The sequence below is a fragment of the Pseudomonas sp. JV414 genome (assembly GCF_032424305.1).
In the GTDB taxonomy this organism is placed as follows: domain Bacteria; phylum Pseudomonadota; class Gammaproteobacteria; order Pseudomonadales; family Pseudomonadaceae; genus Aquipseudomonas; species Aquipseudomonas lini.
In genome coordinates this window covers 1-23,614 of sequence record NZ_VYKC01000015.1, presented here as the reverse complement: position 1 = coordinate 23,614, position 23,614 = coordinate 1, and the positions used below count along the sequence as shown (strand labels likewise).

The following is a 23,614-nucleotide window of genomic DNA, read 5'->3' as shown; positions in this document are numbered from 1 at the left end:
CACTGCCTGCCAGATGCTCGGCGCCCAGCGTTATCGCTATCGAGGCGCCGAGCATCTGGCAGGCAGTGGCACGCTGGTGCTGATCAATCCGGATGAACTGCACACCGGCCACAAAGGTACGGAAGACGGTTGGTTGTACCGGGCGTTTTATCCCGACAGCGGGCAGATTCTTTCACTGCTGGACGAGCTCGAACTGCCGACCGATACCTTGCCGGCGTTTGGCGCCACGTTGTATCGCGATCCAGATCTGGTGAAGGGGTTCTGCCAACTGCATTGTTTGCTGGAGAGTCCGTCCACGGCACTGCAGCAGCAGACGGCCTGGCGGGAAATGATGCTGTCGCTGTTGCAACGCCACGCAGCCGTCCCGGTCGCCGGTAAACCTGGCAAGGAACATCGGGCGGTGACCCTGGCCAAGGAACTGCTGCAATCACGATTGGCGGCGCCGCCCTCGCTGGAAGAACTGGCGGCGACGGTGAACCTGTCACCCTTCCACTTCGCACGAGTGTTTCGCAGAGCCACCGGCATGCCGCCACACACTTGGTTGATGCAGCAGCGTATCGCCCGGGCACGAGCGCTGTTACAGCGCGGCTGCCTGCCGCTGGAAGTCGCGACGCAGCTGGGGTTTGCCGACCAGAGTCATCTGAGTCGGCAATTCAAACAGGTTTACGGTGTAGGACCGGGTGCGTATCGCAGTGCCCGTCTGGAATAACAATGTGCCGCTAAAAGATCGCAGCCTTCGGCAGCTCCTACAGGGGATGCGTTTCATGTAGGAGCTGCCGAAGGCTGCGATCTTTTGATCTTTCATTCGCCGGTGGCGACGCCTCGCGCAGGATCGTTGATCCACTCACTCCACGACCCGGCATACAACGCTCCCAACGGATAACCCGCCAGGCACAGGGCGAACAAGTTGTGGCAGGCGGTCACACCGGAACCGCAATACGCGACCAACTCCGTCGGTGAACGATCACCGAGCTTCGCGGCAAACCGCTGCTTGAGCTGTTCGGGCGGCAGGAACCGCCCGTCGCTGCCCAGGTTATCGGTGAACGCGGCACATTGTGCGCCGGGGATGTGCCCGGCAATCGGATCGATCGGCTCCACTTCGCCCTTGAAGCGCGGCAAGCCGCGGGCGTCGAGTAAGGTCAGCGCGGGCTGGCCAAGACGTTGCTGGAGTTGTTCGGCGCTGAGCACCAACGAAGCATCCGGCGTCCCGGTGAAGGTGCCACGGGTAACCGACGGCGCATCAAGACTCAGGGGCAATCCAGCGGCGTGCCATGCTTTCAGCCCGCCATCGAGAATGAACACACCATCGCGCTTACCCAGCCACGCCAACAACCACCAGGCCCGCGCCGCGTAGGCGCCGGGACCGTCATCGTACAAAACCACTTCGCTGTCGGCGTTGATGCCCCAGGTTTGCAGACGTTCGATCAGGTTTTCGGGTTCGGGCAACGGATGACGCCCGGTAACCCCCTTGACCACTGTCCCGCTCAAATCACGCTCCAGATCGGCAAAGCTCGATCCGGCAATATGCCCTTCGGCGTAGCTGCGCTGACCGTAATCAGGGTCTTCGAGGGCAAAACGACAATCCAGAATCACCAGCCCCGGCGTCTCCTTTTTCAGGTCCAACGCTTGCGGGCTGATCAGTTGCGCAATGGGCATAACGGGCTCCTGTGATTTTTTGTCTGGAATCCTACTGCACTCTTTATTCCACTTCTTTATCCCACTTCTTCCAGCGCCTGGGCCAGCGGCACATAAAACTCTTCGAACAGTGCATTCACCGCATCGCGAGCTTGATCCGTGACGAACCCAGCCTCCAGCACCAGCACCTGATACACGCCCCGTTTGATCGCCTGTTCGCTCAGATGATTGGAGTTTTCCCGCGTGGTGCACAGAAAACGCACCCACGATGTGAGGATGATCCACGCATTTAGGGTCAGGGATTCGATCTGAACCTTGTCCATGCACAGAATGCCGGCCTCGACGAAACCCGCATAGATGTGTGTGCCCTGGATCAGGCAGCGCTGGGAAAAGCGCCGGTAACGGGCGGCCAGCTCGGGATCGCTGTCGAGCAAATGCTCGAGGTCGCGATGCAGGAAGCGGTAGCGCCACATGGCGGAGAGCAACTCCTTGAGATAGAAGCGCTTGTCTTCGACTGTCGCGGCACGGCCCTGGGGCGGGCGCAGGAAGCTGTCCACCAGGTTTTCGTACTCACTGAACAACACGGCGATGATCGCCTGCTTGTTGGGGAAGTGGTAGTACAGGTTGCCCGGGGAAATCTCCATGTGGGCAGCAATGTGGTTGGTGCTGATACTGCGCTCGCCCTGTTGATTGAACAGCTCCAGGCTGTTCTGCACGATGCGCTCGCTGGTTTTGATCCGAGGGGCCATGGCTTGAGCTTTAATTCAGAGTGCGATGAGGGGCATCTTACGACCTATCCGCGCATGGATAAAACAAAGCTGTACCAGAGTGCCATTTGACTTTATAGAGCATAGACTCTAAAAAGTCCCTCATTACAATAAATCCGGAGCCGACCATGCCTGCTGACATCGCCTACCTGAAGAACCTGCAGCAGCCTCTGGACGAACTCCAAGCCCTGTTCGATGCTCAACGCGCGGCGTATGCAGCCAACCCGATGCCACCCGCGGCTCAGCGCCAGCAATGGCTAAAGGCGTTGAAGGACCTGCTGAGCAATGAGCGTCAGGCCCTGATCGACGCCATCAGCCAGGACTTCAGCCACCGCAGCGCCGATGAAACCCTGCTCGCCGAATTGATGCCCAGCCTGCACGGCATTCACTACGCCAGCCGGCACCTCAAAGACTGGATGAAAACCTCGCGACGCAAAGTCGGTCTCGCCTTTCAACCAGCGTCAGCCAAAGTGGTTTATCAGCCGTTGGGCGTGGTCGGCGTGATCGTGCCGTGGAACTACCCGCTTTACCTGGCTATCGGGCCGTTGGTGGGGGCGTTGTCGGCGGGCAATCGGGTGATGCTCAAACTCAGCGAATCGACCCCTGCCACCGGTTTGCTGCTCAAGGAATTGCTGGGTCGAATCTTTCCCCAGGATTTGGTCTGTGTGGTGCTGGGTGAGGCCGATATCGGCGTGGCGTTCTCGCGGCTGCGTTTTGATCACTTGCTATTCACCGGCGCCACCAGCATCGGCAAACATGTGATGCGCGCGGCGGCCGAGAACCTGACCCCGGTGACCCTCGAACTGGGCGGCAAGTCCCCGGCCATCGTTTCCCGCGATGTGCCGCTCAAGGACGCCGCCGAACGCATCGCTTTCGGCAAGACCCTCAACGCCGGGCAAACCTGTGTCGCCCCGGACTACGTGCTGGTGCCGGAAGACCGCGTCGGCTCTTTTGTCGAAGCCTATCGTCAGGCGGTTCGCGGGTTTTATCCGACGCTGGCCGACAACCCGGACTACACCGCCATCATCAATGATCGACAACTGGCGCGGCTCAACGGCTACCTCAGCGACGCCACCAGCAAGGGCGCGCTGCTGATTCCGCTGTTCGATCAGGGCCAGGGCCGGCGCATGAGTCATAGCCTGCTGCTCAACGTCAGCGACGACATGACGGTGATGCAGGACGAAATCTTCGGCCCGTTGCTGCCGATCGTGCCGTACAAGGATCTCGACGAAGCATTTGCCTACATCAACCAACGCCCTCGTCCGCTGGCGCTGTATTACTTCGGCTACGACAAGCGCGAGCAAAACCGCGTCCTACACGAAACCCATTCCGGCGGCGTTTGCCTCAATGACACCTTGCTGCACGTTGCTCAGGACGACATGCCGTTCGGCGGCATCGGCGCCTCGGGCATGGGCCACTACCACGGTCACGAAGGTTTTCTAACCTTCAGCAAGGCCAAAGGCGTGCTGATCAAACAACGCTTCAATGCGGCGAAGCTGATCTATCCGCCGTATGGCAAATCCATTCAGAAACTGATCCAGAAACTGTTTATCCGCTAACGATCATCACCGCCGGGTAATAACAATAATGAGCCCAAGCCTGTCCGACACACCCGCGCTGTCACGGCGCGGCCTGCTCAAATTCAGCCTCGGCGCCAGTGCCTTTCTGGCCACGGCCGGATTAGGCGCGAGCCTCAGCGGCTGCTCGTCGAGTACTCCGGCCAGCGGTTTCGCGATTCTGCGCAGCGGCGACCTGCTGTTTCTGCGGGCAGTGATTCCGGTGATGCTCGACGGCGCCGTGGTCATCGAAAAAATGCCGGCCGCCGTCGCCGATACCTTGCACTGCCTGGATAACGGCCTGAATCACTTGTCGCCGGAAATGCTCAAACTGACCCGGCAATTGTTCGATGTGTTGGGGATGAGCATTACCCGCGGCCCATTGACCGGGATCTGGGGCAGCTGGGAAAACGCCAGTGCCGGCGAGATCCGTCACTTTCTCGACCGCTGGGAAAACAGCTCGTTGAGCCTGCTGCGCATGGGCCATAGCTCGGTGCTGCAAATGGTGATGATGGCGTGGTACAGCCGGGCGGAGTCATGGGCGCATTGCGGGTATCCCGGGCCGCCTACGGTTTGAGACCGAGTCGACCCTATCGCGGGCAAGCCACGCTCCCACAGGTTTTGAGAGGGACCACCCTTTTGTGAACGACTCAAACCCTGTGGGAGCGTGGCTTGCCCGCGATGGCGTCAGCCGCATCACCAACAAATCCAAAATAATAAGAGAACCCCAAACATGCCCGTACCCGATCCGTTCCGCGAAGGCCTGGCCCGTGGCTGGAAAACCTACAACGGCGCCCGACTGACCCAGGACCTGACCCTCGAAGCGGATGTGGCAATCATCGGCAGCGGTGCCGGCGGCGGGACCACCGCCGAGATCCTCAGCGCCGCCGGCTACAAGGTATTGCTGATCGAAGAAGGCCCGCTCAAGACCAGCAGCGACTTCAAGATGCTCGAAGACCAGGCCTACACCAGCCTCTACCAGGAAGGCATCGGGCGCATGAGCAAGGACGGCGCGATCACCATCCTTCAGGGCCGGGCAGTGGGCGGCACTACGCTGATCAACTGGACCTCAAGCTTTCGCACCCCGGACCCGACGCTGGAACACTGGGCCAAAGAGCACGACGTCATAGGCCACACACCGGCCGAGATGGCACCCTGGTTCGAGAAAATGGAACAACGCCTGGGTGTCGCCCCATGGAGGGTGCCGCCTAATGCCAACAACGACGTCATCCGCAAAGGCTGCGAAAAACTCGGCTACGCCTGGCATGTGATTCCGCGCAACGTGCGTGGCTGCTGGAACATCGGTTACTGCGGCATGGGTTGCCCGACCAATGCCAAGCAATCCATGCTGGTCACAACCATCCCGGCAACCCTGGAGAAAGGTGGCGAGCTGCTCTACCTGGCCCGCGCCGAAAAGCTGTCGATCCAGGACGGCAAGGTCACTGGCCTGCAATGTGTGGCGATGGATGAGCGTTGCGTTGCGCCCACCGGACGCACGATTACGGTCAAGGCGCGGCATTACGTGTTGGCCGGTGGCGGGATCAATAGCCCGGCGCTGCTATTGCGCTCCGAGGCGCCGGATCCGCACGAGCGAGTGGGTAAACGAACATTCCTGCACCTGGTAAACATGTCCGCCGGGCTGTTTGATGAGGTGATCAACCCGTTCTACGGCGCGCCGCAGTCGATCTATTCCGACCATTTCCAATGGCAGGATGGCACCACTGGCAAGATGTCCTACAAACTTGAAGTTCCACCGCTCCACCCGGCGCTGGCCAGCACATTACTCGGTGGTTTCGGCACGGAAAGCGCCCGGCATATGGAAAACCTGCCGCACACTCACGCCATGCTGGCGTTGCTGCGGGACGGTTTTCACCCGGACAGCCCTGGTGGCAGCGTTGAATTGCGCGGTGACGGTACACCGGTGCTCGACTATCAGGTTTCACCGTATGCCTGGGACGGGTTGCGCCGGGCATTCCACAGCATGGCCGAGATCCAGTTCGCCGGGGGCGCCAACGCCGTGATGCCGATGCACGCCGACGCTCGTTACGTGAAAACCCTCACCGAAGCGCGCGCATTAATCGACGATTTGAGCCTTGAGTTGTACCGCACGCGCCTAGGCAGTGCTCATGTGATGGGCGGTTGTGCCATGGGTGAAGACCCGAAAAACGCCGTGACCGATAGCCTCGGCCGACATCACCAACTCACCAATCTGTCGATTCATGACGGCTCGATTTTCCCCACCAGCATTGGCGCAAACCCACAATTGTCGGTCTACGGACTGACGGCGCAATTGGCCACTTCGCTGGCCGAACGTTTGAAAAACCCATGAAAACGCGGAATATTCCCATCGTCTATAGTGCTTTCTTACCCAACAGGCGACTTGGCCGACCGGGAAGGCTGCGATACCATCCGACTCCCCAACGGACTCCCGCCAGGACGACGCGATGAACCGAGTGTTGTACCCAGGTACCTTCGACCCTATTACCAAGGGCCATGGCGATCTGGTCGAACGCGCCTCGCGCCTGTTCGATCATGTGATCATCGCCGTCGCCGCCAGCCCGAAAAAAAACCCGCTGTTTCCCCTGGAACAACGTGTGGAGCTGGCCCGCGAGGTCACCAAACATTTGCCGAACGTTGAAGTCGTCGGTTTCTCGACGTTGCTCGCGCACTTCGCCAAAGAGAAGAACGCCAACATATTCCTGCGTGGTTTGCGCGCGGTATCGGACTTCGAATACGAATTCCAGCTGGCCAACATGAACCGCCAACTGGCGCCGGATGTGGAAAGCCTGTTTCTTACCCCGTCCGAGCGTTATTCGTTCATTTCCTCGACGCTGGTCCGTGAAATCGCAGCCCTGGGCGGCGATATCACCAAGTTCGTCCACCCGGCGGTGGCCGACGCCCTCACCCTACGCTTTAAAAAGTAGGAGCTGCCGAAGACTGCGATCTTTTACGGCTACCGCAATCTTCGATCGCTGCACTTGATCGCGCCCGCGTGCACTGCGGGCGCCAATGCGGCACAATTGTGCGCATTGATTTATTGCGCCCGGGCCTGCCGCCCCGGCTGGAGTTAGCATGTCCCTGATCATCACCGACGATTGCATCAACTGCGACGTCTGCGAACCCGAGTGCCCGAACGCCGCCATCTCCCAGGGCGAAGAGATCTACGTGATCGACCCGAACCTGTGCACACAATGTGTCGGCCACTACGACGAACCGCAGTGCCAGCAGGTCTGCCCGGTGGATTGCATCCCGCTGGACGAGGCTCATCCAGAGACTGAAGAACAGTTGATGGAGAAGTACCGCAAGATTACCGGTAAGGCTTGAGTCATCCGGCGACTTCAACGCCGCCATCGCGGGCAAGCCCGCTCCCACAAGGACCGCGTAAACCCTGTGGGAGCGGCGGTGCGGCGATCCGACTTGCCCGCGATGAGGTCATCAGCCACACCGTAGATGTAACTGACTTCACTCCCGCTGCTCAAACCCCTCCCCGATACACCCCAAACACCGCACAAATGCGGCTTTCGCCGGATCGACCACCAACGCCTGCCCCGCATCGCCAATGCCACCACCGAACGCGGTAAACGGCAACGACAGCACAAACGCCCCGGCACCGATCACCGTCGCCGCGACCAACAACGGTCGGGCAATCAGTAAATCGCCAAGCATGGCGTAGGCCGGTGGATTCTGGATGGTGTAACGCGGATCGCCGCTGCCGTTCTCAGCCGCCAGCGCGGACGCACCGACGCTCAGCAGCAGCGTAACGACAAGGGTTCGAAACAGATTCATGGCACGGTCCTTCGGCTAGGCAGTGAGAACACTGACTATAGACCGTAGCCGATATCAGCTCTGACAGCGCGAACAAAAGACGCTGGCGCGCTGCCCAAGCTTGACTTCCCGCAGCCCTGTGCCACAGACCTTGCAGTGTTCACCACCACGGCCGTACACGAACAGTTCCTGCTGGAAATAACCCGGTTGACCGTCGCCACCGATAAAATCCCGCAACGTGGTGCCGCCGCGTTCGATAGCGGCGGCCAGGATGCGCTTGATCTCGATCGCCAGTTTCAGATAACGCGCCCGGGAAATGCTCTTGGCTTCACGTCGCGGGTCGATGCCGGCCGCAAACAATGCTTCGGTCGCGTAGATATTGCCGACGCCGACCACCACCGCGTTGTCCATGATGAACGGCTTGACCGCCATGGAACGCCCGCGGGATTGCTGGAACAGCCGCTCGCCGTCAAACAGATCGGTCAACGGCTCCGGCCCGAGGCGAATCAGCAGTTCGTGGTTCAGCGGGTCCAGGCTCCAGAGCATCGCGCCAAACCGCCGCGGATCGGTGTAGCGCAGGGCCAGGCCCGATTCCAGTTCAATGTCCACATGCTCATGCTTGGCCGCCGGCATACCGACTTCCACCAGCCGCAGATTCCCCGACATCCCCAAATGACTGATCAGCGTGCCGACTTCGGCGTTGATCAGCAGGTACTTGGCGCGACGCTCCACCAGCACGATGCGCTGGCCGGACAACCGCACATCCAGGTCTTCGGGGATCGGCCAGCGCAGACGGCGCTCACGCACGATCACCCGGCTGACGCGCTGGCCTTCCAGGTGCGGTGCAATTCCGCGGCGGGTGGTTTCGACTTCCGGCAGTTCAGGCATGGGGCTCTCGAATCAGGCGAGGTTCGACACTCAACGAGAGGCGAGGTCGCGAATCTCTTGTTTCTGGGTTTCGAAATCGTATTCCGAAAGCCCCATGTAATCGAGCACACGAGGCCCGACACTGTTCCACTCATGGTCTTCGGACTGGTTGCCCAGTACTCGGAAGGAGGCGCAAATGTGCTCGGCCATCTTCAGGATCGCCAGCAAGTTTTTCAGCGGCGTGTTGCGCGACGATTCATCGCTGAAAATAGCCAGCGCGTTGTGATGGTTGGCAATGGCCTGGGTGACGTGTTCCGGCAGGCGCCAGGACTTGGCGGTGTAGTACCCGACCACGGCGTGGTTGGTGTTGTATTTTTTGTTCTCGGTATCCACCACGCGGCATTCGGCGCTGGCGTTGCCATAGGCCTGTTCCAGCACTTTCATGTAGTCGGGGAATTTCTTGAGCATCAACGGGATGCCGCAATCGTGGAACAGGCCCAATGCATAGGCTTCATCACCGGCCTGGACACCGACGCGCTTGGCCAGGGTCAGGCATGTCATCGCAACGTCCTGCGCCGTGTCCCAGAATCGGTTGAGGGTGACGATCGCGTCGTCGTTCAGCTCGCCCTTGATCGACTGCGCATTGATCAGGTTGATGATCGAACGGCTGCCCAACAGGTTCACCGCCCGCTGGATCGCGGTGATTTTGTTACTCAAACCGTAGTACGGCGAGTTGACGATTTTCAGCAAGGCGCCGGACAGGCCTGGGTCCTGGGAGATCAGCTTCGCGATCACTTCCAGGTCCGGATCGGGCATGTACTGCTCCATCTGCAGATCCACCATGATCTGCGGCTGGGCCGGCACGCTGATGCCTTGCAGGGACTGTTGAATCTGTTCGGTCGTCAGCTCTTGGGACATAAGTACACACTCCGGGTCAGGCGGGGATTCTAACCCTTAAGAAGATGGATCTGACACATCCGCGGCTATGTCGCCGAAATTTCATTTATTGCCCAGAACAAATGCACTCTCTGTGGGAGCCCCCCCTCACCGCATGTCCATCCGCCAAGCCGAGCCCTTGCGCAACACGCTATACTCCCGCTCTTTTTTCCGGAGCGACGTCATGTCCCTGCCTAGCCTGCGCCTCAAAGCCAACGCCGACCGTCGCCTGCGGAACGGCCACTTGTGGGTCTACAGCAACGAAATCGATGTAGCCGCCACACCTTTGCACGGTTTCAAGGCCGGCGACCAGGCGATCCTCGAAGCCGCCAGCGGCAAGCCGCTGGGCATCGTTGCCATGAGCCCGAACAACCTGATCTGCGCCCGTCTGCTGTCGCGCGACATCAAGTTGCCGCTGGACAAGTCGCTGCTGGTGCATCGCCTGAACGTTGCCCTGTCCCTGCGTGATCGCCTGTTCGACAAGCCGTTCTATCGCCTGGTCTACGGCGACTCCGACCTGCTGCCAGGCCTGGTAGTCGACCGTTTCGGCGACATTCTGGTGGTGCAGATCGCCTCGGCGACCATGGAAGCTCACAAAGACGACGTGATCGCGGCACTGACCCAAGTGCTCAAGCCAAGCGGCATTCTGTTCAAGAACGACTCCGCTGCCCGTGATGCCGAAGGCCTCAACCGCTATGTCGAAACCGTATTCGGCCTGGTGCCGGAATGGGTCGCTCTGGAAGAGAACGGCGTGAAATTCGAAGCGCCAGTCATCCAGGGACAGAAAACCGGCTGGTTCTACGACCACCGCATGAACCGCGCGCGCCTGGCACCTTATGCCAAAGGCAAACGCGTACTGGACTTGTACAGCTACATCGGCGGCTGGGGCGTTCAAGCGGCTGCCTTCGGCGCCAGTGAAGTGTTCTGTGTCGATGCTTCGGCCTTCGCCCTCGACGGCGTCGAGCGCAACGCCGCACTGAACGGCGTCGCCGAAAAAATGACCTGCATCGAAGGCGACGTATTCGAAGCCCTGAAGGAACTGAAAGCCAGCGAAGAGCGTTTCGACGTCATCGTGGCCGACCCTCCTGCCTTCATCAAACGCAAGAAAGACATGAAAAACGGTGAAGGTGCTTACCGTCGCCTGAACGAGCAAGCCATGCGCCTGCTCAGCAAGGACGGCATCCTGGTCAGCGCTTCGTGCTCGATGCACCTGCCGGAAGACGATCTGCAGAACATTCTGCTGACCAGCGCCCGTCACCTGGACCGCAACATCCAGATGCTGGAGCGCGGTGGTCAGGGCCCGGATCACCCGGTACACCCGGCGATTGCCGAGACCCGCTACATCAAGAGCATCACCTGCCGTCTGCTGCCAAACAGCTAAGTACGCTGGTTTGACGGGGAGCCGACAGGTTCTCCGTCAGCCGTTTTAACGCCACGACATCCACTCTTCAGCCCCTGCTTCTTACTCTTGCGGTCCTACTGACTTGCAGGACGTTTCTCTGCATCTTTTATTTAAAAGAATATAACTTACAAACTTATCCCCACCCCCAGATCGCTCCGACAAAATTACTAGAATATTCCTACTTAATATCCCCTTGATAAGGGCTCATTACCGCCTATGATTGAGTTGTCACCGCGAAGTGACACTCACTATCAATGACAAGGAGTCAAAAAATATGAAAGCAATTACTCTGGAAACAAACAAAATCGCCAACCTGGCTTTTCTGGTTGCGCCAAAAACCCGCTAAGTAAATGAAACGCTGGGGAGTGCCGGCTACCCAGCGTTTTCTATGGCTACGTCCAGAGCGAACCGCCCATCATGCAGATAAATCCATACCTGTTCATACTTCCTCGTACGCCCGGCCAAATAGTCTGGGATTACAAAAACCACAAACAATTTGAACTTAACCTGGAATATTCAACCCGACTTGCACAACTTATCCACAACCCCGAACTCTATAACGACAGCAACATAGTCGACACTCAACTTCTAAACTGCGGGATACTCACCACATCAATACAAGACAGCATTGAATGGGGTTGGGATGAACTGTCGAAAATATTTCATATCGGCACCAAGAACATTCCCTGCGAACATGTTCCTCAGGATATTCATGAATGGTCGAGATACTATCTGGATCATTGCACCGAAGTACTGGAAGCACCCGCGCCGGACGCCAGGCTCACAGAACGCCAGGCACGCGATCTGATCGCCCTGCCAAAACCTTCCTGCCTGCCGGAGGGCTCCCTGGCCAACGTCCTGATCGGCCGAAAAACCTGCCGCACCTTCACGGATGAAGCGGTTTCACTGGAAGATGTCGGCACACTGCTTTACCTGTCCTTGGGCTACTTGCATGAGCGTGAAAATGACGTCGACGAAACGATTGTCGAAGGTCTCGGTGCCCGACGCAGCAGCCCGTCCGGCGGCGGGCTGAATGCCTGCGAAGGCTTTCTTCATGTACAAAACGTCAGCGGACTGAATCCCGGGTTCTACGCCTACCATCCCACCGACCATGCACTGAGCTTCGTCAACCCGGCACCTGACTCGCCCCTGGGGCAGTTGCTGTGCGGCCAACATTTCATCAATAACCTGCCGGCGGGCCTGTTCATTACCGCTCGCTTCGACAAGTTGTGGTGGAAATATGAACACTCGCGAGCCTACCGAATGGCCTTCGTGGAGGCGGGGCATATTTCCCAGACCTTTCAACTGGTGGCCACTGCACTGGGGCTGAACACATGGCTGACCGGAGCACTGACGGACGATCAGGTCGAAACATTGCTGGGGCTCGAGAACAACGCAGAACAACCCTTGTTTTTTGTTGGCTGTGGCCACAGCGACGGACAAGTGATGTGCAAGGAATTGAAGGATCTGCTGAGCAGTCGGGAGCCGCAACAATGACCGCCCCCATCATCGCCCCGTCAGACCACCCCGTTTCCTGGGCGCTGCGTTTCACCCTCGGGGACTGGAATACCCGCGCGTCGGTGCGAACCAGCAAACATGACTATCTATTACCACCAGACCTGGAACAGCAACTGGAAACACGTCACTGGTTTCCCCCAGGCTTGCTGGCTTACCTGAATCACCCGGCTATCAAAGCGCTAGGTCCAACCGTCATCCATCGGCTGTCGGCCAATCATCTGGTGTACTTCCTCGACTACACCACCGTGCTCGAACACCGCATCGTCAACCGTTCCGTGGAGACCATCATCCACGGTGAATTGAAGGTCAACATTCCCCCACGGATGAAGACCGCCGCGCTTCAGCTTTATACCGACGAGGGTTATCACGCCCTGTTCTCCAATAGCCTTGCCGAGCAGATTGCCGGGATCTACGGGTTCAACCTGCGCCCGGTCGTGCCGCAGCGCATCACGCGATTGAACACCCTGCTCGAGCGCACACCTGACAAACACCGGGCGCTGGCCTGGTTTCTCGTCGGGTTCGTGTCAGAGACGATCATTGCCAGGGAACTGCTCGACGTCTGCCATGACGACCTGGTGTCCAGCGTCCAGGCAATGCTCAGGGATCATCTCGCCGATGAGGCGCGCCACAGTCGCTATTTCTCTGAAGTGTTCCATTACCTGTGGCTGACGCTGAACAACCGTCAACGCCTATTCGCCGCCAGGCTGCTGCTGGACAGCATCCGGATTTTCTTCGAGGTCGATGAGCGATGGCTGCGGGAAAGCCTGCACAGCGCAGGTATCGGCGAGACGGCCGTCACGCAAGTTCTCGGTGAACTGACCAGCCCCCAAGCCACGCTTCTACGTGCCCGGTCCGGCGCCAGGGCGACGCTTCAGGCGTTGAAAAAAGCCGGTTTCTTCGACCTGCCTTACAACCAGCAACTATTCATGAAGGCAGGACTTATCGATGGATGAAGGAAACGATACACCCAGCGCCGAAAAACGTCGGGCCACGTTTACTCTGTTGATGATAATGACGCTGCTCGGCGTCTTCCCTCTCGATGTGGTGCTCCCGTCCTTTCCCGATCTTTCTGACTACTTTCGGACCTCATCGTCCGAGATTGCCCTGTCCGTCAGCATGTTCGCCATTGGTCTGGCATTGTCCGTGGTACTGGTCGGACCGTTGTCGGACATGTGGGGACGCAAGAAGCTGCTGTTGGCAGGAATCGCAATCGCGGTGGTCGGTGCGATGGGTTGCCTGGCTTCCAGCGAATACAACTGGTTTTTGTTCTTTCGGGTGATCCAAGCGGTTGGTTGCGGATCCTTCGTGCTAACACAGGCACTGGTTCAGGATTTATTCGTCGGCAAGGAGCAGGAGCGAATCAGAATCTGGATGGTGACAAGTGGCGGGGTGTTCATTTCGCTTTCGCCCCTGTTGGGGACCTGGTTGCAGTTACAGATGGGTTGGCAGGGTAGCTTTTATGTGTTTATCACGCTGGCCGTCATTGTTTGGCTTAAAGCCTTCGTTCTGCTTAACGAAACCCCGCAGCGTCATACCCTGTCACATGGACGATTTTTCAGTGCCTATTGGCGAGTGTGCTCGGATCGACGCTTCATGGGTTACTGGCTAATTTCAGCCTTGGCCTTCGCCTGCCATTTTTCGTTCATCGTCATTTCTCCGATCATTTTCATGGAACGTCTGGCGCTTTCGCCATACGAATTTGCCTGGGCGTTATTGCTGTATGGCGTCGCCTACGTATTTGGCGGAATAGTCGCCGGCGCTCTGCATCGACACCTGCAGGCCAACACACAGATAGTCATCGGTCTGGGACTGATCGCCTTGTCAGGGTTGGTCATGCTGTGGTTGGCCGATCAGTTCGGGCTCTCCGCTACGGCGGTGCTGATACCCATGCTGATTTGTACCGCAGGCACCACCATTGCCAGACCAATCGCCAACTCCAAAGCCATGAGTCTTTACCCACAGAATGCCGGAACATCTACCTCGGTCGGTGGTGTGCTGATTTTCATGTGCGGTGGAGTAATCAGTGTGGTAATCAATCTCGCCTCCGAGGATCTGACCACAGCGCTCGCCTTATGCTATTTGACCTTGAGTGCCGCGGGTTTGGGCTTGAATGTAATGATCACACGGCAGCATCTGGCGCTGAAAGCGGGTTGACACCTGCCAGTCGTCATCCCATACGCTGTGTCAGCGCTGGATCAACACGTTCCGGCATTCCCTCCTGACGCCAGCGGTGTAGAATCACGAGATTCATCGCCAGTCATCCCCCGGCGGGTTTATGAGCTCAAGCTGAAGCGCGCGGCGATCCCGCAAAGTTATCGGCAACTTCCGGACACACGGCCATTTCTGAGTGTTCCAGACGTCAACAGAAGCTCACTTCCCTTTTGATACCTGATTAGCCGCCCGGAGTGCTTCATGCCTGATTACCGCTCGAAAACATCCACCCACGGCCGCAACATGGCCGGTGCACGCGCACTGTGGCGCGCCACGGGGATGAAAGATGACGACTTCAAGAAGCCGATCATCGCCATTGCCAACTCCTTTACCCAATTCGTACCGGGCCATGTGCACCTCAAGGATCTTGGGCAACTGGTCGCTCGCGAAATCGAACGGGCCGGCGGCGTCGCCAAGGAATTCAACACCATCGCCGTGGATGACGGCATCGCCATGGGCCACGACGGCATGCTCTATTCGCTGCCCAGTCGCGAGATCATCGCCGACTCCGTCGAATACATGGTCAACGCTCACTGCGCCGACGCCATCGTCTGCATCTCCAACTGCGACAAGATCACCCCTGGCATGTTGATGGCGTCTCTGCGCCTGAATATCCCGGTGATCTTCGTGTCCGGCGGTCCGATGGAAGCCGGCAAGACCAAACTGGCCAGCCACGGTCTCGACCTGGTCGATGCCATGGTAATCGCCGCCGACTCCAGCGCTTCTGACGAGAAAGTCGCCGAGTACGAGCGTAGCGCCTGCCCGACCTGCGGATCGTGCTCCGGCATGTTCACCGCCAACTCGATGAACTGCCTGGTTGAAGCCCTGGGCCTGGCATTGCCGGGCAACGGTTCGACCCTCGCCACCCACAGCGACCGCGAACAGCTGTTCCTGCAGGCCGGCCGCACCATCGTCGAGCTGTGCAAGCGTTACTACGGCGAGAACGATGAGTCGGTGTTGCCACGCAACATCGCCAACTTCAAGGCGTTCGAAAACGCCATGACCCTGGACATCGCCATGGGCGGTTCCACCAATACCATCCTGCACTTGCTGGCCGCGGCCCAGGAAGCCGAGATCGATTTCGACCTGCGCGACATCGACCGTCTCTCCCGTCATGTACCGCAACTGTGCAAAGTCGCGCCGAACATCCAGAAGTACCACATGGAAGACGTGCACCGTGCCGGCGGGATCTTCAGCATCCTCGGCTCCCTGGCCCGTGGCGGTCTGTTGCACACCGACCTGCCGACCGTGCACAGCAAGTCCTTGGCTGAAGGCATCGCCAAGTGGGACATCACCCAGACCACCGACGAAGCCGTGCATCACTTCTTCAAGGCCGGTCCGGCGGGTATCCCGACGCAAACCGCGTTCAGCCAGTCGACCCGTTGGGAAACCCTGGATGACGACCGCGAAAACGGCTGCATCCGCAGTGTTGAACACGCTTACTCGAAAGAAGGCGGCCTGGCCGTTCTGTACGGCAACATCGCTCTGGACGGCTGCGTGGTGAAAACCGCCGGCGTCGACGAGTCGATCCACGTGTTCGAAGGCAACGCGAAGATCTTCGAAAGCCAGGACAGCGCCGTACGCGGCATCCTCGCCGACGAAGTGAAGGCCGGCGACATCGTGATCATCCGTTACGAAGGCCCGAAAGGTGGCCCGGGCATGCAGGAAATGCTGTACCCGACGTCTTACCTGAAATCCAAAGGCCTGGGCAAAGCCTGTGCCCTGCTCACCGACGGCCGCTTCTCTGGCGGCACTTCGGGCCTGTCCATCGGCCACGCTTCGCCAGAAGCTGCTGCTGGCGGCGCGATCGGCCTGGTGCAGGATGGCGACAAGGTTCTGATCGACATTCCAAACCGCTCGATCAACCTGTTGATCAGCGATGAAGAAATGGCCGCGCGCCGTGCCGAGCAGGACAAGAAAGGCTGGAAACCGGTGGAAGTGCGTCCACGTAAAGTGACCACTGCGCTGAAAGCCTATGCCCTGTTGGCCACCAGCGCCGACAAGGGTGCGGTACGTAACAAGGCGATGCTCGACGGGTTGTAATACTTAACCGTCGAACAAAAAAATGCCCCGCCAAGTGCGGGGCTGATCGTTCCCACGCTCCCGCGTGGGAATGCCTCAAGGGACGCTCCGCGTCCAGTGACGCGGAGCGTCACGGGCTGCATTCCCACGCAGAGCGTGGGAACGATCATTCAACATCGATGTTGACTGTCAGACCGCCTTCGCGAGCAAGCCCGCTCCCACATTCGTTCTATGTTGCCGTTGAGAGCGAGCTTGGCCGGGGCTCTTCTTACTGAATATCTTCAGGCTTCACAATCACCCAGTTCTTGTCCGCCGTCACCGCCAACCCTTCTTTCGCCTGGGCTGCTGCGTTTTTGGCCATCATGCCGTTAATCTGGGTCATGTATTTGTCTTTGCGGTTGACCCACAAATGGATGCCGCCTTTGGACACGTCGACGCTGTGGAACAGCATGTAGCCGTCGCTGGTCGGAGTATCACCGCCAACCAGGACCGGTTTTTTCCATTCATCGATGTACGTCAGGATCGCCGACTGCTTACCCGCCATCCAGGTAGCCGGGGTCCACAGGTACGGGGTCAGTTCGAGGCCCAGGTTGGCCTTCTCGTCATACTTGCCAGCTGTGACCTGCTTGCGTGCCGTGGTCAACTCGCCGGTCTTGCGGTCCTTGAGCAGCAGGCTCACGCCGATCACGTTCTGTGGTTTGACGTTGTAGCCGTATTTCGGATCGGAGGCGACCATGCGCACCAGTTCTTCAGAGGCGGCGGTCATCACATAGACCTCGATGCCGTTCTCCATCAGCTTGTTGTAGAGCTCTTTTTGACCGGTGAAGATTTTCGGCGGATTGACGTCGATGGTCTTGACCACGTCGCCTTCGTAATAAGTGCTCGGCACCGGTTTGCCAGACGCCATCAGCTCATCGACGTTGCCCTTGAGTTCCTGAAGCGTGAAGCCGGAAAACACTTGGGCGACCCATGGATAGCAAACCATGTCGTCGATTTCACAGAGGCGATAGTAGTAGCTGAACAGGCTTTCCTTATGGTCGGCGGTGTCCTTGAACGGCATCAGTTTCAGGGAGGGATCAAGTGTCTCGCGGGTGATCAGGCCCTTGTTTTCCATGAACGGCAACAAGGACTCTTCAAGATCGTAGCGGTAACTGGTGTTGTCCATGTCGAACACCGCGAAGTTACCTTTGTTGGCATTGGCCGCGATCATCGCATCCAGCGCCTTGGCCTGATCGGCTGGCCAGTGTTTCAGGTCAGTAGCGAACGCTTGGCCGGCAAGGCCCAAGCCCAAACTTAATCCGAGTACGGCAGCCAGAAATTTCGGTGCGAGCTTCATCTGCGTTTCTCCCTGATTGAAAGATATCGACGCTAACAAATCTGTATGACAGTCCCCGCCTGCCCGCGACCGCTTGCATCCTGATTCCGTCAGCGGCATTCCCCACAGCGTCAACGGCTTATTCCAAAAACGACAGTCAACCGCTGTTTTTGATATTAAATCATTACATATCAAGCTGTTAGGCTTGCCGGTTCGCAGCTGCGCCGGAATGCAGCTGGCAAAGTCACTGGAGCTCTTATGAATCTGCCGCTGATCCTCAATCTGCTGGTGTTCCTCGCCTTGCTCTTTGGCCTGGCGCAAACTCGTCACACCACTTGGAGCCTGGCCAAAAAGGTTCTGCTCGCGCTGGTACTGGGCGTGGCATTTGGCGTCGCTCTGCACACGATTTACGGTGCGGGCAACCCGGTATTGAAAGCCTCGATCGGCTGGTTCGATCTGGTGGGCAACGGTTATGTGCAGTTGCTGCAAATGATCGTGATCCCGCTGGTGTTCGCCTCGATTCTCAGCGCCGTGGCGCGCCTGCACAACGCTTCGTCGCTGGGCAAGATCAGCTTCCTGACCATCGGCACGCTGCTGTTCACCACCGCTATCGCGGCGCTGATCGGCATCGGCCTGACTAACCTGTTCGGCCTCACCGCCGAAGGCCTGGTCGCTGGCACCCAGGAAATGGCTCGCCTGCAAACCATTCAGAGCGATTACGCGGGCAAGGTCGCTGACCTGAATGTGCCGCAACTGCTGCTGTCGTTCATCCCGCAGAACCCGTTCGCCGATCTGGCCCGCGCCAAGCCAACGTCGATCATCAGTGTGGTGATCTTCGCCGCATTCCTTGGGGTCGCCGCGCTGCAACTGCTCAAGGATGATGTCGAGAAAGGTCAGAAAGTGATCAACGCCATCGACACCCTGCAAGCCTGGGTGATGCGTCTGGTACGTCTGGTGATGAAGCTGACCCCATACGGCGTATTGGCGCTGATGACCAAAGTGGTCGCCGGCTCCAACCTGCAAGACATCATCAAGCTCGGCAGTTTCGTGGTGGTGTCCTATATCGGACTGGGCTTGATGTTTGTGGTGCATGGCCTGCTGGTGTCGGCGGCCGGGATCAACCCGCTGCGCTTCTTCCGCAAGATCTGGCCGGTACTGACGTTTGCCTTCACCAGCCGCTCCAGCGCCGCCACCATTCCGCTGAGCATCGAAGCCCAGACCAGCCGTTTGGGTATTCCACAATCCATCGCCAGTTTCGCCGCCTCGTTTGGCGCGACCATTGGCCAGAACGGCTGTGCCGGTCTGTACCCGGCAATGTTGGCGGTGATGGTCGCGCCGACCGTGGGCATCAACCCGCTGGACCCATTATGGATCGCGACGTTGGTGGCGATTGTGACGTTGAGTTCGGCCGGTGTGGCCGGGGTCGGTGGCGGCGCGACCTTCGCCGCGTTGATCGTGCTCCCGGCCATGGGTTTACCGGTGTCACTGGTGGCGTTGCTGATTTCGGTTGAGCCGTTGATTGATATGGGTCGTACGGCGTTGAACGTGAGTGGTTCGATCACGGCGGGGGCGATTACCAGTCAGATGATGCAGCAGACCGATAAAGAGCTGCTGGATGCGGATGAGCATTCGGAGTTGGCTCAGGCTTAAGGCGTACCGATCGTTCCCACGCTCCCGCGTGGGAATGCCTCAAGGGACGCTCCGCGTCCAGTGACGCGGAGCGTCACGGGCTGCATTCCCACGCAGAGCGTGGGAACGATCTATGTACGCTCCCACACCTCAAAGCTATACGCCGGCTTGTCACCCTCCGCCGGATTCGGAACATTCGACACCAGTTTCCACTGGTTCAAATCAAACTCCGGAAACCACGCATCCCCTTCCGGGCTCAGCGCCACGCGGGTCAGGTATAGCCGATCAGCCTGTGCCAACCCTTGCGCATACAACTGCGCCCCGCCAATCAACATCACCTCATCGACACCCTGCTCGTTCGCCCATTGCTGCGCGCGAACCACCGCCGCCTCCAGCGACGGATAAACCTCCGCGCCTTCCAGCTGCAGATCCGCCTGACGGCTGACCACGATGTTCAACCGCCCCGGCAGCGGACGACCGAGCGAATCCCAGGTCTTGCGACCCATGATGATCGGCTTGCCGAGGGTAGTGGCCTTGAAGTATTTGAAGTCCCCCGGCAAGTGCCAGGGCATGCTGTTGTCGACGCCGATCACACGGTTTTCACCGAGGGCTGCGATCAGGCTGAGGGGGAGTGATTTAGTCATGTCGGCGAGGATACCAGAGCCTCCCTTACCCCGATAAGCGTCACAGCGGTTATGCTCACCGCTCAATTAAGCGACGGGAAGCCGCGTGACTGAACTGACTCCACTGCAAAACCTCTGGCTGAGCGAAACCATGCGCCTGCGTGAAGAACACGCGGGCCCCTTGGACGATCTGGAAGCCAATCGAATCGCCCGTAGCGCCGGCGGCGACCTGCCGACGCGTATTCAACGCCGCGCCCTATGGCTGGCCGAGCGCGACGGACAGACCCACGCCCTCAAACATTGGCTGCAAGGCGCGCGACTGGCGCTGATCGTGCTGGCCGTATTGGCGGTGATCAGTGGCGCCAGCCTGGCGTTTGCCGCGCTGGGCGACGGCCAGACCCCGGTCAATGTGTTCTGGGCGTTGGGCAGTCTGCTCGGGCTGAACCTGATTCTATTGCTGAGTTGGGCCTTGGGCCTGGTGTTCGCCGGTGAACAAGGCGCCGCCCTCGGACGCTTGTGGCTGTGGCTCAGTGAAAAACTCGCCCGCGATGCCAACGCCGCGCAACTGGCGCCGGCCCTGCTGCTGTTGCTGCAACGGCAGAAACTCAATCGTTGGGCGCTGGGCGTACTGGTCAACGGGTTGTGGTTGCTGGCGATGCTCAGCGCCTTGGTGATGGTGCTGACGCTGATGGCGACCCGGCGCTACGGCTTCGTCTGGGAAACCACCATTCTCGGCGGCGATACCTTCGTCGCCATGACTCAAGCGCTCGGCGCTCTGCCGGCCTTGCTCGGTTTTAGCGTGCCCAGCGTGGAGATGATCCGCGCCAGCGGCGATGCCGCGCTGAACATCGAAAGCGCCCGCCAGGCCTGGGCGGCATGGCTGGTTGGGGTGCTGTTGGTGTACGGCGTTTTGCCGCGACTGTTGCTCGCATTGTTCTGCCTGTGGCGCTGGAAAACCGGTCAAGCAGCCCTGCATCTGGATTTGAACCTGCCCGGCTACGCCCAACTGCGCGAACGGCTGATGCCCACCAGCGAACGCCTGGGCATCAGCGATGCCGCGCCTGAGCAACTTCATCGGGTTGAAAGCGCTGTCAGCGATCTGCAAAGCGATGGCGCGCTGTTGGTGGCCATCGAGCTGGATGACCAACGCCCTTGGACGCCGCAATTGCCGAAAACCGTCAACAACGCCGGCATCCTCGACAGTCGTGAATCCCGACACAAACTGCTCGAACAGCTGAGCCGTTTTCCCCCGGCTCGCCTGGCCATTGCCTGTGACCCACGGCGCTCGCCGGACCGTGGCAGCCTGGCATTGATCGCCGAACTGGCCCGCAGCGCTAGCGCCACCCGTGTGTGGTTGTTGCAAGCGCCTCCCGGCGAAGCGCTGGATGCCGAACGCCTGGGCGACTGGCATGTTGCGCTACAACAACTGGACCTGCCGTTCGCCGATTGCGCGCCGTTGAACTGGCTGGAGACGGGTCATGACTAATCCATTAAAACTCGCCGTGGTCGGCCACACCAATGTCGGCAAAACCTCGTTGCTGCGAACGCTGACACGGGACGTCGGCTTCGGCGAAGTGTCCCATCGCCCCAGCACCACTCGCCACGTCGAAGGCGCGCGATTGTCGGTAGACGGCGAGCCATTGCTTGATCTCTTCGACACTCCGGGCCTGGAAGACGCCATCGCCCTACTCGACTACCTCGAACGCCTGGAACGACCTGGCGAGCGCCTCGACGGCCCGGCACGATTGGCGCGTTTTCTGGAGAGCAGCGAAGCCCGGCAGCGCTTCGAACAGGAAGCCAAAGTGCTGCGGCAATTGCTCGCCTCGGACGCCGGCCTCTATGTGATCGACGCCCGAGAGCCGGTGCTGGCCAAGTACCGCGACGAACTGGAAGTGTTGGCCAGTTGCGGCAAACCGCTGCTGCCGGTGTTGAATTTTGTCAGCAGCGCCCAGCATCGCGAACCTGATTGGCGCGAAGCACTGGCGCGGTTGGGCTTGCATGCCTTGGTGCGCTTCGACAGCGTCGCGCCACCGGAAGATGGCGAGCGTCGACTCTATGAAAGCCTCGCGCTGCTGCTGGAAAACTCCCGCGAACAACTGGAGCGCTTGATCGCCGACCAGCAGGCCCAACGTCTGGCCCGTCAGCAAAGTGCAGCGCGGCTGATTGCCGATTTATTGATCGATTGCGCCGCCTGCCGCCGCAGTGTGGTCAGCGAGGCGGCGCAGGAACAGCAAGCGATCAGCGAACTGCGCAAAGCAGTGCGTCAGCGCGAACAACGCTGCGTCGAGGCCTTGCTCAAGCTCTACGCCTTCCGCCCACAAGATGCGGCGGCCAGTGACTTGCCGTTGCTCGATGGCCGCTGGGGCGATGATCTGTTCAACCCGGAAACCCTGAAGCAGCTCGGTGTGCGGGTCGGCGGCGGTATCGCGGCCGGCGCGGCGGCCGGGGCCGGGGTTGATTTGCTGGTGGGCGGCCTGACCCTCGGCGCCGCGGCATTGGCCGGAGCGATTGCCGGCGGCGCCCTGCAGACCGCCCGCAGTTACGGCAGTCGCCTGCTGGGCAAGATCAAAGGGCAGCGAGAACTGACCGTCGACGACGGCGTGCTGCGGCTGTTGGCGTTGCGCCAGCGGCAATTGCTGCAGGCTCTGAATTCCCGTGGCCACGCGGCGATGGACAGCATTCAGGTCGCCACGCCGCGGGACAAAACCTGGCGCGAAGGCAAACTGCCCGAAGCGCTGAACAAGGCGCGGGCGCATCCGCAGTGGTCGTCGCTGAATCCGAATTCGAAGTTGAGTCAGGGGGAGCGGCAGGAGCAGGTTGAGGTGTTGGCGCAACAACTTTAAAGACCCGCAATCTGCGGTGTCAGCTCTGGCCTCATCGCGGGCAATCCCGCTCCCACAGGGATCTTCGGTGTTCATACAATTTCTGTATCACCCGAGACCTTGTGGGAGCGGGCTTGCCCTAATGCCAGTCAGTTAAGCCCTCCGGTCTTCTTTTTGGGGTATTTGACTGGCCTGGGCTTCACCACCCTTGGGTAACTTCGCGGCCGCCTGGCAGGAAGCATAAAGTGCTGAGCCTGGACTCTCAGGTCTGCCAGTCGTTTAGGGATCGTGCCTGGCGTTTCCAGCGGACAAAAGCGCAGCGCATTGGTGACCGCTTGAGCCAACCAGAGAAAACTCAAGCGTTGCGGCGCCACCTTCATTTCTTCAGCCATCAAGCGCATTTCCTGACGGATCAGGTTGTAGGCAAGTAKGGTGCCCCACAGCTCTTGGCGCACCAGATCAGGTTGTTTGCTGCGTAACTGCTCTCCTTTGAGCAGGTTTTGCTTGATCTCGCGGTAACCCAATTCGATTTCCCAGCKTTCGTTG

The 23,614-nt window shown here is 59.4% G+C and carries 21 protein-coding genes and 1 pseudogene; 14 read left to right on the top strand and 8 right to left on the bottom strand.

Annotated elements, in window-relative coordinates; all coding sequences use genetic code 11:
• The coding region (locus tag F6R97_RS16455) for an AraC family transcriptional regulator (protein WP_315866824.1) at nt 1-709 on the top strand (709 nt) is incomplete at its 5' end.
• A 92-nt stretch (nt 710-801) separates the two neighbouring features.
• On the opposite strand, the gene F6R97_RS16450 is transcribed toward F6R97_RS16455, so the two are convergent.
• Entirely contained in the window at nt 802-1,656 is an 855-nt protein-coding gene (locus F6R97_RS16450) for a sulfurtransferase (RefSeq protein ID WP_315866823.1), read from the bottom strand.
• Nucleotides 1,657-1,712: 56 nt separating this feature from the next.
• Complete coding sequence (locus F6R97_RS16445) at nt 1,713-2,384, bottom strand: TetR/AcrR family transcriptional regulator (RefSeq protein WP_038980947.1); 672 nt, start codon at nt 2,382-2,384, stop codon at nt 1,713-1,715.
• Nucleotides 2,385-2,530: 146 nt separating this feature from the next.
• Here F6R97_RS16445 and F6R97_RS16440 point away from each other — a divergent pair, with 146 nt between their 5' ends.
• From F6R97_RS16440 to F6R97_RS16420, 5 genes are all read left to right on the top strand, one after another.
• On the top strand, nt 2,531-3,961 hold the full coding sequence (locus F6R97_RS16440) for a coniferyl aldehyde dehydrogenase (protein WP_050682254.1): 1,431 nt from the start codon (nt 2,531-2,533) through the stop codon (nt 3,959-3,961).
• Between the two features lie 28 nt (nt 3,962-3,989).
• Nucleotides 3,990-4,535: a hypothetical protein gene (locus tag F6R97_RS16435; protein ID WP_038980943.1), complete on the top strand. Its 546-nt coding sequence runs from the start codon at nt 3,990-3,992 to the stop codon at nt 4,533-4,535.
• Between the two features lie 156 nt (nt 4,536-4,691).
• Nucleotides 4,692-6,287: a GMC family oxidoreductase gene (locus tag F6R97_RS16430; protein WP_315866822.1), complete on the top strand. Its 1,596-nt coding sequence runs from the start codon at nt 4,692-4,694 to the stop codon at nt 6,285-6,287.
• 115 nt (nt 6,288-6,402) lie between these two features.
• The gene (gene coaD / locus F6R97_RS16425; protein ID WP_038980940.1) at nt 6,403-6,882 is read left to right on the top strand and encodes a pantetheine-phosphate adenylyltransferase; all 480 of its coding nucleotides are present in this window, start codon (nt 6,403-6,405) and stop codon (nt 6,880-6,882) included.
• A 148-nt stretch (nt 6,883-7,030) separates the two neighbouring features.
• Nucleotides 7,031-7,282, top strand: coding sequence for a YfhL family 4Fe-4S dicluster ferredoxin (locus F6R97_RS16420; RefSeq protein WP_003195146.1), 252 nt, complete (start codon nt 7,031-7,033; stop codon nt 7,280-7,282).
• A 138-nt stretch (nt 7,283-7,420) separates the two neighbouring features.
• On the opposite strand, the gene F6R97_RS16415 is transcribed toward F6R97_RS16420, so the two are convergent.
• From F6R97_RS16415 to F6R97_RS16405, 3 genes are read right to left on the bottom strand one after another with little or no spacing between them, the layout of a single operon-like run.
• Nucleotides 7,421-7,744 (bottom strand): multidrug transporter, encoded by a 324-nt coding sequence (locus F6R97_RS16415; protein WP_315866821.1) that lies wholly within the window; start codon nt 7,742-7,744, stop codon nt 7,421-7,423.
• Between the two features lie 54 nt (nt 7,745-7,798).
• Nucleotides 7,799-8,611, bottom strand: a complete 813-nt coding sequence (gene mutM, locus F6R97_RS16410; protein WP_050682251.1) for a bifunctional DNA-formamidopyrimidine glycosylase/DNA-(apurinic or apyrimidinic site) lyase — start codon at nt 8,609-8,611, stop codon at nt 7,799-7,801.
• A 30-nt stretch (nt 8,612-8,641) separates the two neighbouring features.
• Nucleotides 8,642-9,454, bottom strand: a complete 813-nt coding sequence (locus F6R97_RS16405) for an HDOD domain-containing protein (protein WP_315866825.1) — start codon at nt 9,452-9,454, stop codon at nt 8,642-8,644.
• Nucleotides 9,455-9,710: 256 nt separating this feature from the next.
• Between F6R97_RS16405 and F6R97_RS16400 the strand changes: the two genes are divergently transcribed.
• The 5 genes from F6R97_RS16400 to ilvD all read left to right on the top strand — a co-directional run bounded on the left by F6R97_RS16400 (nt 9,711) and on the right by ilvD (nt 16,700).
• The gene (locus F6R97_RS16400) at nt 9,711-10,907 is read left to right on the top strand and encodes a class I SAM-dependent rRNA methyltransferase (RefSeq protein WP_007897847.1); all 1,197 of its coding nucleotides are present in this window, start codon (nt 9,711-9,713) and stop codon (nt 10,905-10,907) included.
• A 438-nt stretch (nt 10,908-11,345) separates the two neighbouring features.
• Nucleotides 11,346-12,425: a SagB family peptide dehydrogenase gene (locus F6R97_RS16395; RefSeq protein WP_038980929.1), complete on the top strand. Its 1,080-nt coding sequence runs from the start codon at nt 11,346-11,348 to the stop codon at nt 12,423-12,425.
• The gene (locus F6R97_RS16390; protein WP_038980927.1) at nt 12,422-13,399 is read left to right on the top strand and encodes a diiron oxygenase; all 978 of its coding nucleotides are present in this window, start codon (nt 12,422-12,424) and stop codon (nt 13,397-13,399) included. The genes F6R97_RS16395 and F6R97_RS16390 overlap by 4 nt, the downstream gene beginning before the upstream one ends.
• A complete protein-coding gene (locus tag F6R97_RS16385) occupies nt 13,392-14,600 on the top strand; it encodes a multidrug effflux MFS transporter (protein ID WP_050682250.1) in 1,209 nt (402 codons plus the stop codon). Before F6R97_RS16390 ends, F6R97_RS16385 begins: the two co-directional genes overlap by 8 nt.
• 258 nt (nt 14,601-14,858) lie before the next feature.
• The gene (gene ilvD, locus F6R97_RS16380) at nt 14,859-16,700 is read left to right on the top strand and encodes a dihydroxy-acid dehydratase (protein WP_007897835.1); all 1,842 of its coding nucleotides are present in this window, start codon (nt 14,859-14,861) and stop codon (nt 16,698-16,700) included.
• A 247-nt stretch (nt 16,701-16,947) separates the two neighbouring features.
• On the opposite strand, the gene F6R97_RS16375 is transcribed toward ilvD, so the two are convergent.
• Nucleotides 16,948-18,015 (bottom strand): phosphorylcholine phosphatase, encoded by a 1,068-nt coding sequence (locus tag F6R97_RS16375; protein ID WP_038978387.1) that lies wholly within the window; start codon nt 18,013-18,015, stop codon nt 16,948-16,950.
• A gap of 237 nt (nt 18,016-18,252) precedes the next feature.
• Between F6R97_RS16375 and F6R97_RS16370 the strand changes: the two genes are divergently transcribed.
• Nucleotides 18,253-19,644 (top strand): L-cystine transporter, encoded by a 1,392-nt coding sequence (locus F6R97_RS16370; protein WP_038978386.1) that lies wholly within the window; start codon nt 18,253-18,255, stop codon nt 19,642-19,644.
• A gap of 110 nt (nt 19,645-19,754) precedes the next feature.
• Here F6R97_RS16370 and F6R97_RS16365 read toward each other — a convergent pair whose 3' ends face one another.
• A complete protein-coding gene (locus tag F6R97_RS16365; protein WP_038980923.1) occupies nt 19,755-20,267 on the bottom strand; it encodes a dihydrofolate reductase in 513 nt (170 codons plus the stop codon).
• Nucleotides 20,268-20,352: 85 nt separating this feature from the next.
• On the opposite strand from F6R97_RS16365, the gene F6R97_RS16360 reads away from it, so the two are divergent.
• Together F6R97_RS16360 and F6R97_RS16355 are read left to right on the top strand one after the other, a co-directional pair.
• Complete coding sequence (locus F6R97_RS16360; RefSeq protein ID WP_315866820.1) at nt 20,353-21,732, top strand: DUF2868 domain-containing protein; 1,380 nt, start codon at nt 20,353-20,355, stop codon at nt 21,730-21,732.
• On the top strand, nt 21,725-23,089 hold the full coding sequence (locus tag F6R97_RS16355) for a GTPase/DUF3482 domain-containing protein (protein ID WP_315866819.1): 1,365 nt from the start codon (nt 21,725-21,727) through the stop codon (nt 23,087-23,089). The genes F6R97_RS16360 and F6R97_RS16355 overlap by 8 nt, the downstream gene beginning before the upstream one ends.
• A 128-nt stretch (nt 23,090-23,217) precedes the next feature.
• On the opposite strand, the pseudogene F6R97_RS16350 reads toward F6R97_RS16355, so the two are convergent.
• Nucleotides 23,218-23,614: pseudogene (locus F6R97_RS16350) on the bottom strand (DDE transposase); the annotation flags it as partial.

Coding starts and splice junctions, on each gene's coding strand:
- F6R97_RS16450 (WP_315866823.1), bottom strand. CDS start 1,656: ATGCCCATTGCGCAACTGATCAGCCCGCAAGCGTTGGACCTGAAAAAG.
- F6R97_RS16445 (WP_038980947.1), bottom strand. CDS start 2,384: ATGGCCCCTCGGATCAAAACCAGCGAGCGCATCGTGCAGAACAGCCTG.
- F6R97_RS16440 (WP_050682254.1), top strand. CDS start 2,531: ATGCCTGCTGACATCGCCTACCTGAAGAACCTGCAGCAGCCTCTGGAC.
- F6R97_RS16435 (WP_038980943.1), top strand. CDS start 3,990: ATGAGCCCAAGCCTGTCCGACACACCCGCGCTGTCACGGCGCGGCCTG.
- F6R97_RS16430 (WP_315866822.1), top strand. CDS start 4,692: ATGCCCGTACCCGATCCGTTCCGCGAAGGCCTGGCCCGTGGCTGGAAA.
- coaD (WP_038980940.1), top strand. CDS start 6,403: ATGAACCGAGTGTTGTACCCAGGTACCTTCGACCCTATTACCAAGGGC.
- F6R97_RS16420 (WP_003195146.1), top strand. CDS start 7,031: ATGTCCCTGATCATCACCGACGATTGCATCAACTGCGACGTCTGCGAA.
- F6R97_RS16415 (WP_315866821.1), bottom strand. CDS start 7,744: ATGAATCTGTTTCGAACCCTTGTCGTTACGCTGCTGCTGAGCGTCGGT.
- mutM (WP_050682251.1), bottom strand. CDS start 8,611: ATGCCTGAACTGCCGGAAGTCGAAACCACCCGCCGCGGAATTGCACCG.
- F6R97_RS16400 (WP_007897847.1), top strand. CDS start 9,711: ATGTCCCTGCCTAGCCTGCGCCTCAAAGCCAACGCCGACCGTCGCCTG.
- F6R97_RS16395 (WP_038980929.1), top strand. CDS start 11,346: ATGCAGATAAATCCATACCTGTTCATACTTCCTCGTACGCCCGGCCAA.
- F6R97_RS16390 (WP_038980927.1), top strand. CDS start 12,422: ATGACCGCCCCCATCATCGCCCCGTCAGACCACCCCGTTTCCTGGGCG.
- F6R97_RS16385 (WP_050682250.1), top strand. CDS start 13,392: ATGGATGAAGGAAACGATACACCCAGCGCCGAAAAACGTCGGGCCACG.
- ilvD (WP_007897835.1), top strand. CDS start 14,859: ATGCCTGATTACCGCTCGAAAACATCCACCCACGGCCGCAACATGGCC.
- F6R97_RS16375 (WP_038978387.1), bottom strand. CDS start 18,015: ATGAAGCTCGCACCGAAATTTCTGGCTGCCGTACTCGGATTAAGTTTG.
- F6R97_RS16370 (WP_038978386.1), top strand. CDS start 18,253: ATGAATCTGCCGCTGATCCTCAATCTGCTGGTGTTCCTCGCCTTGCTC.
- F6R97_RS16365 (WP_038980923.1), bottom strand. CDS start 20,267: ATGACTAAATCACTCCCCCTCAGCCTGATCGCAGCCCTCGGTGAAAAC.
- F6R97_RS16355 (WP_315866819.1), top strand. CDS start 21,725: ATGACTAATCCATTAAAACTCGCCGTGGTCGGCCACACCAATGTCGGC.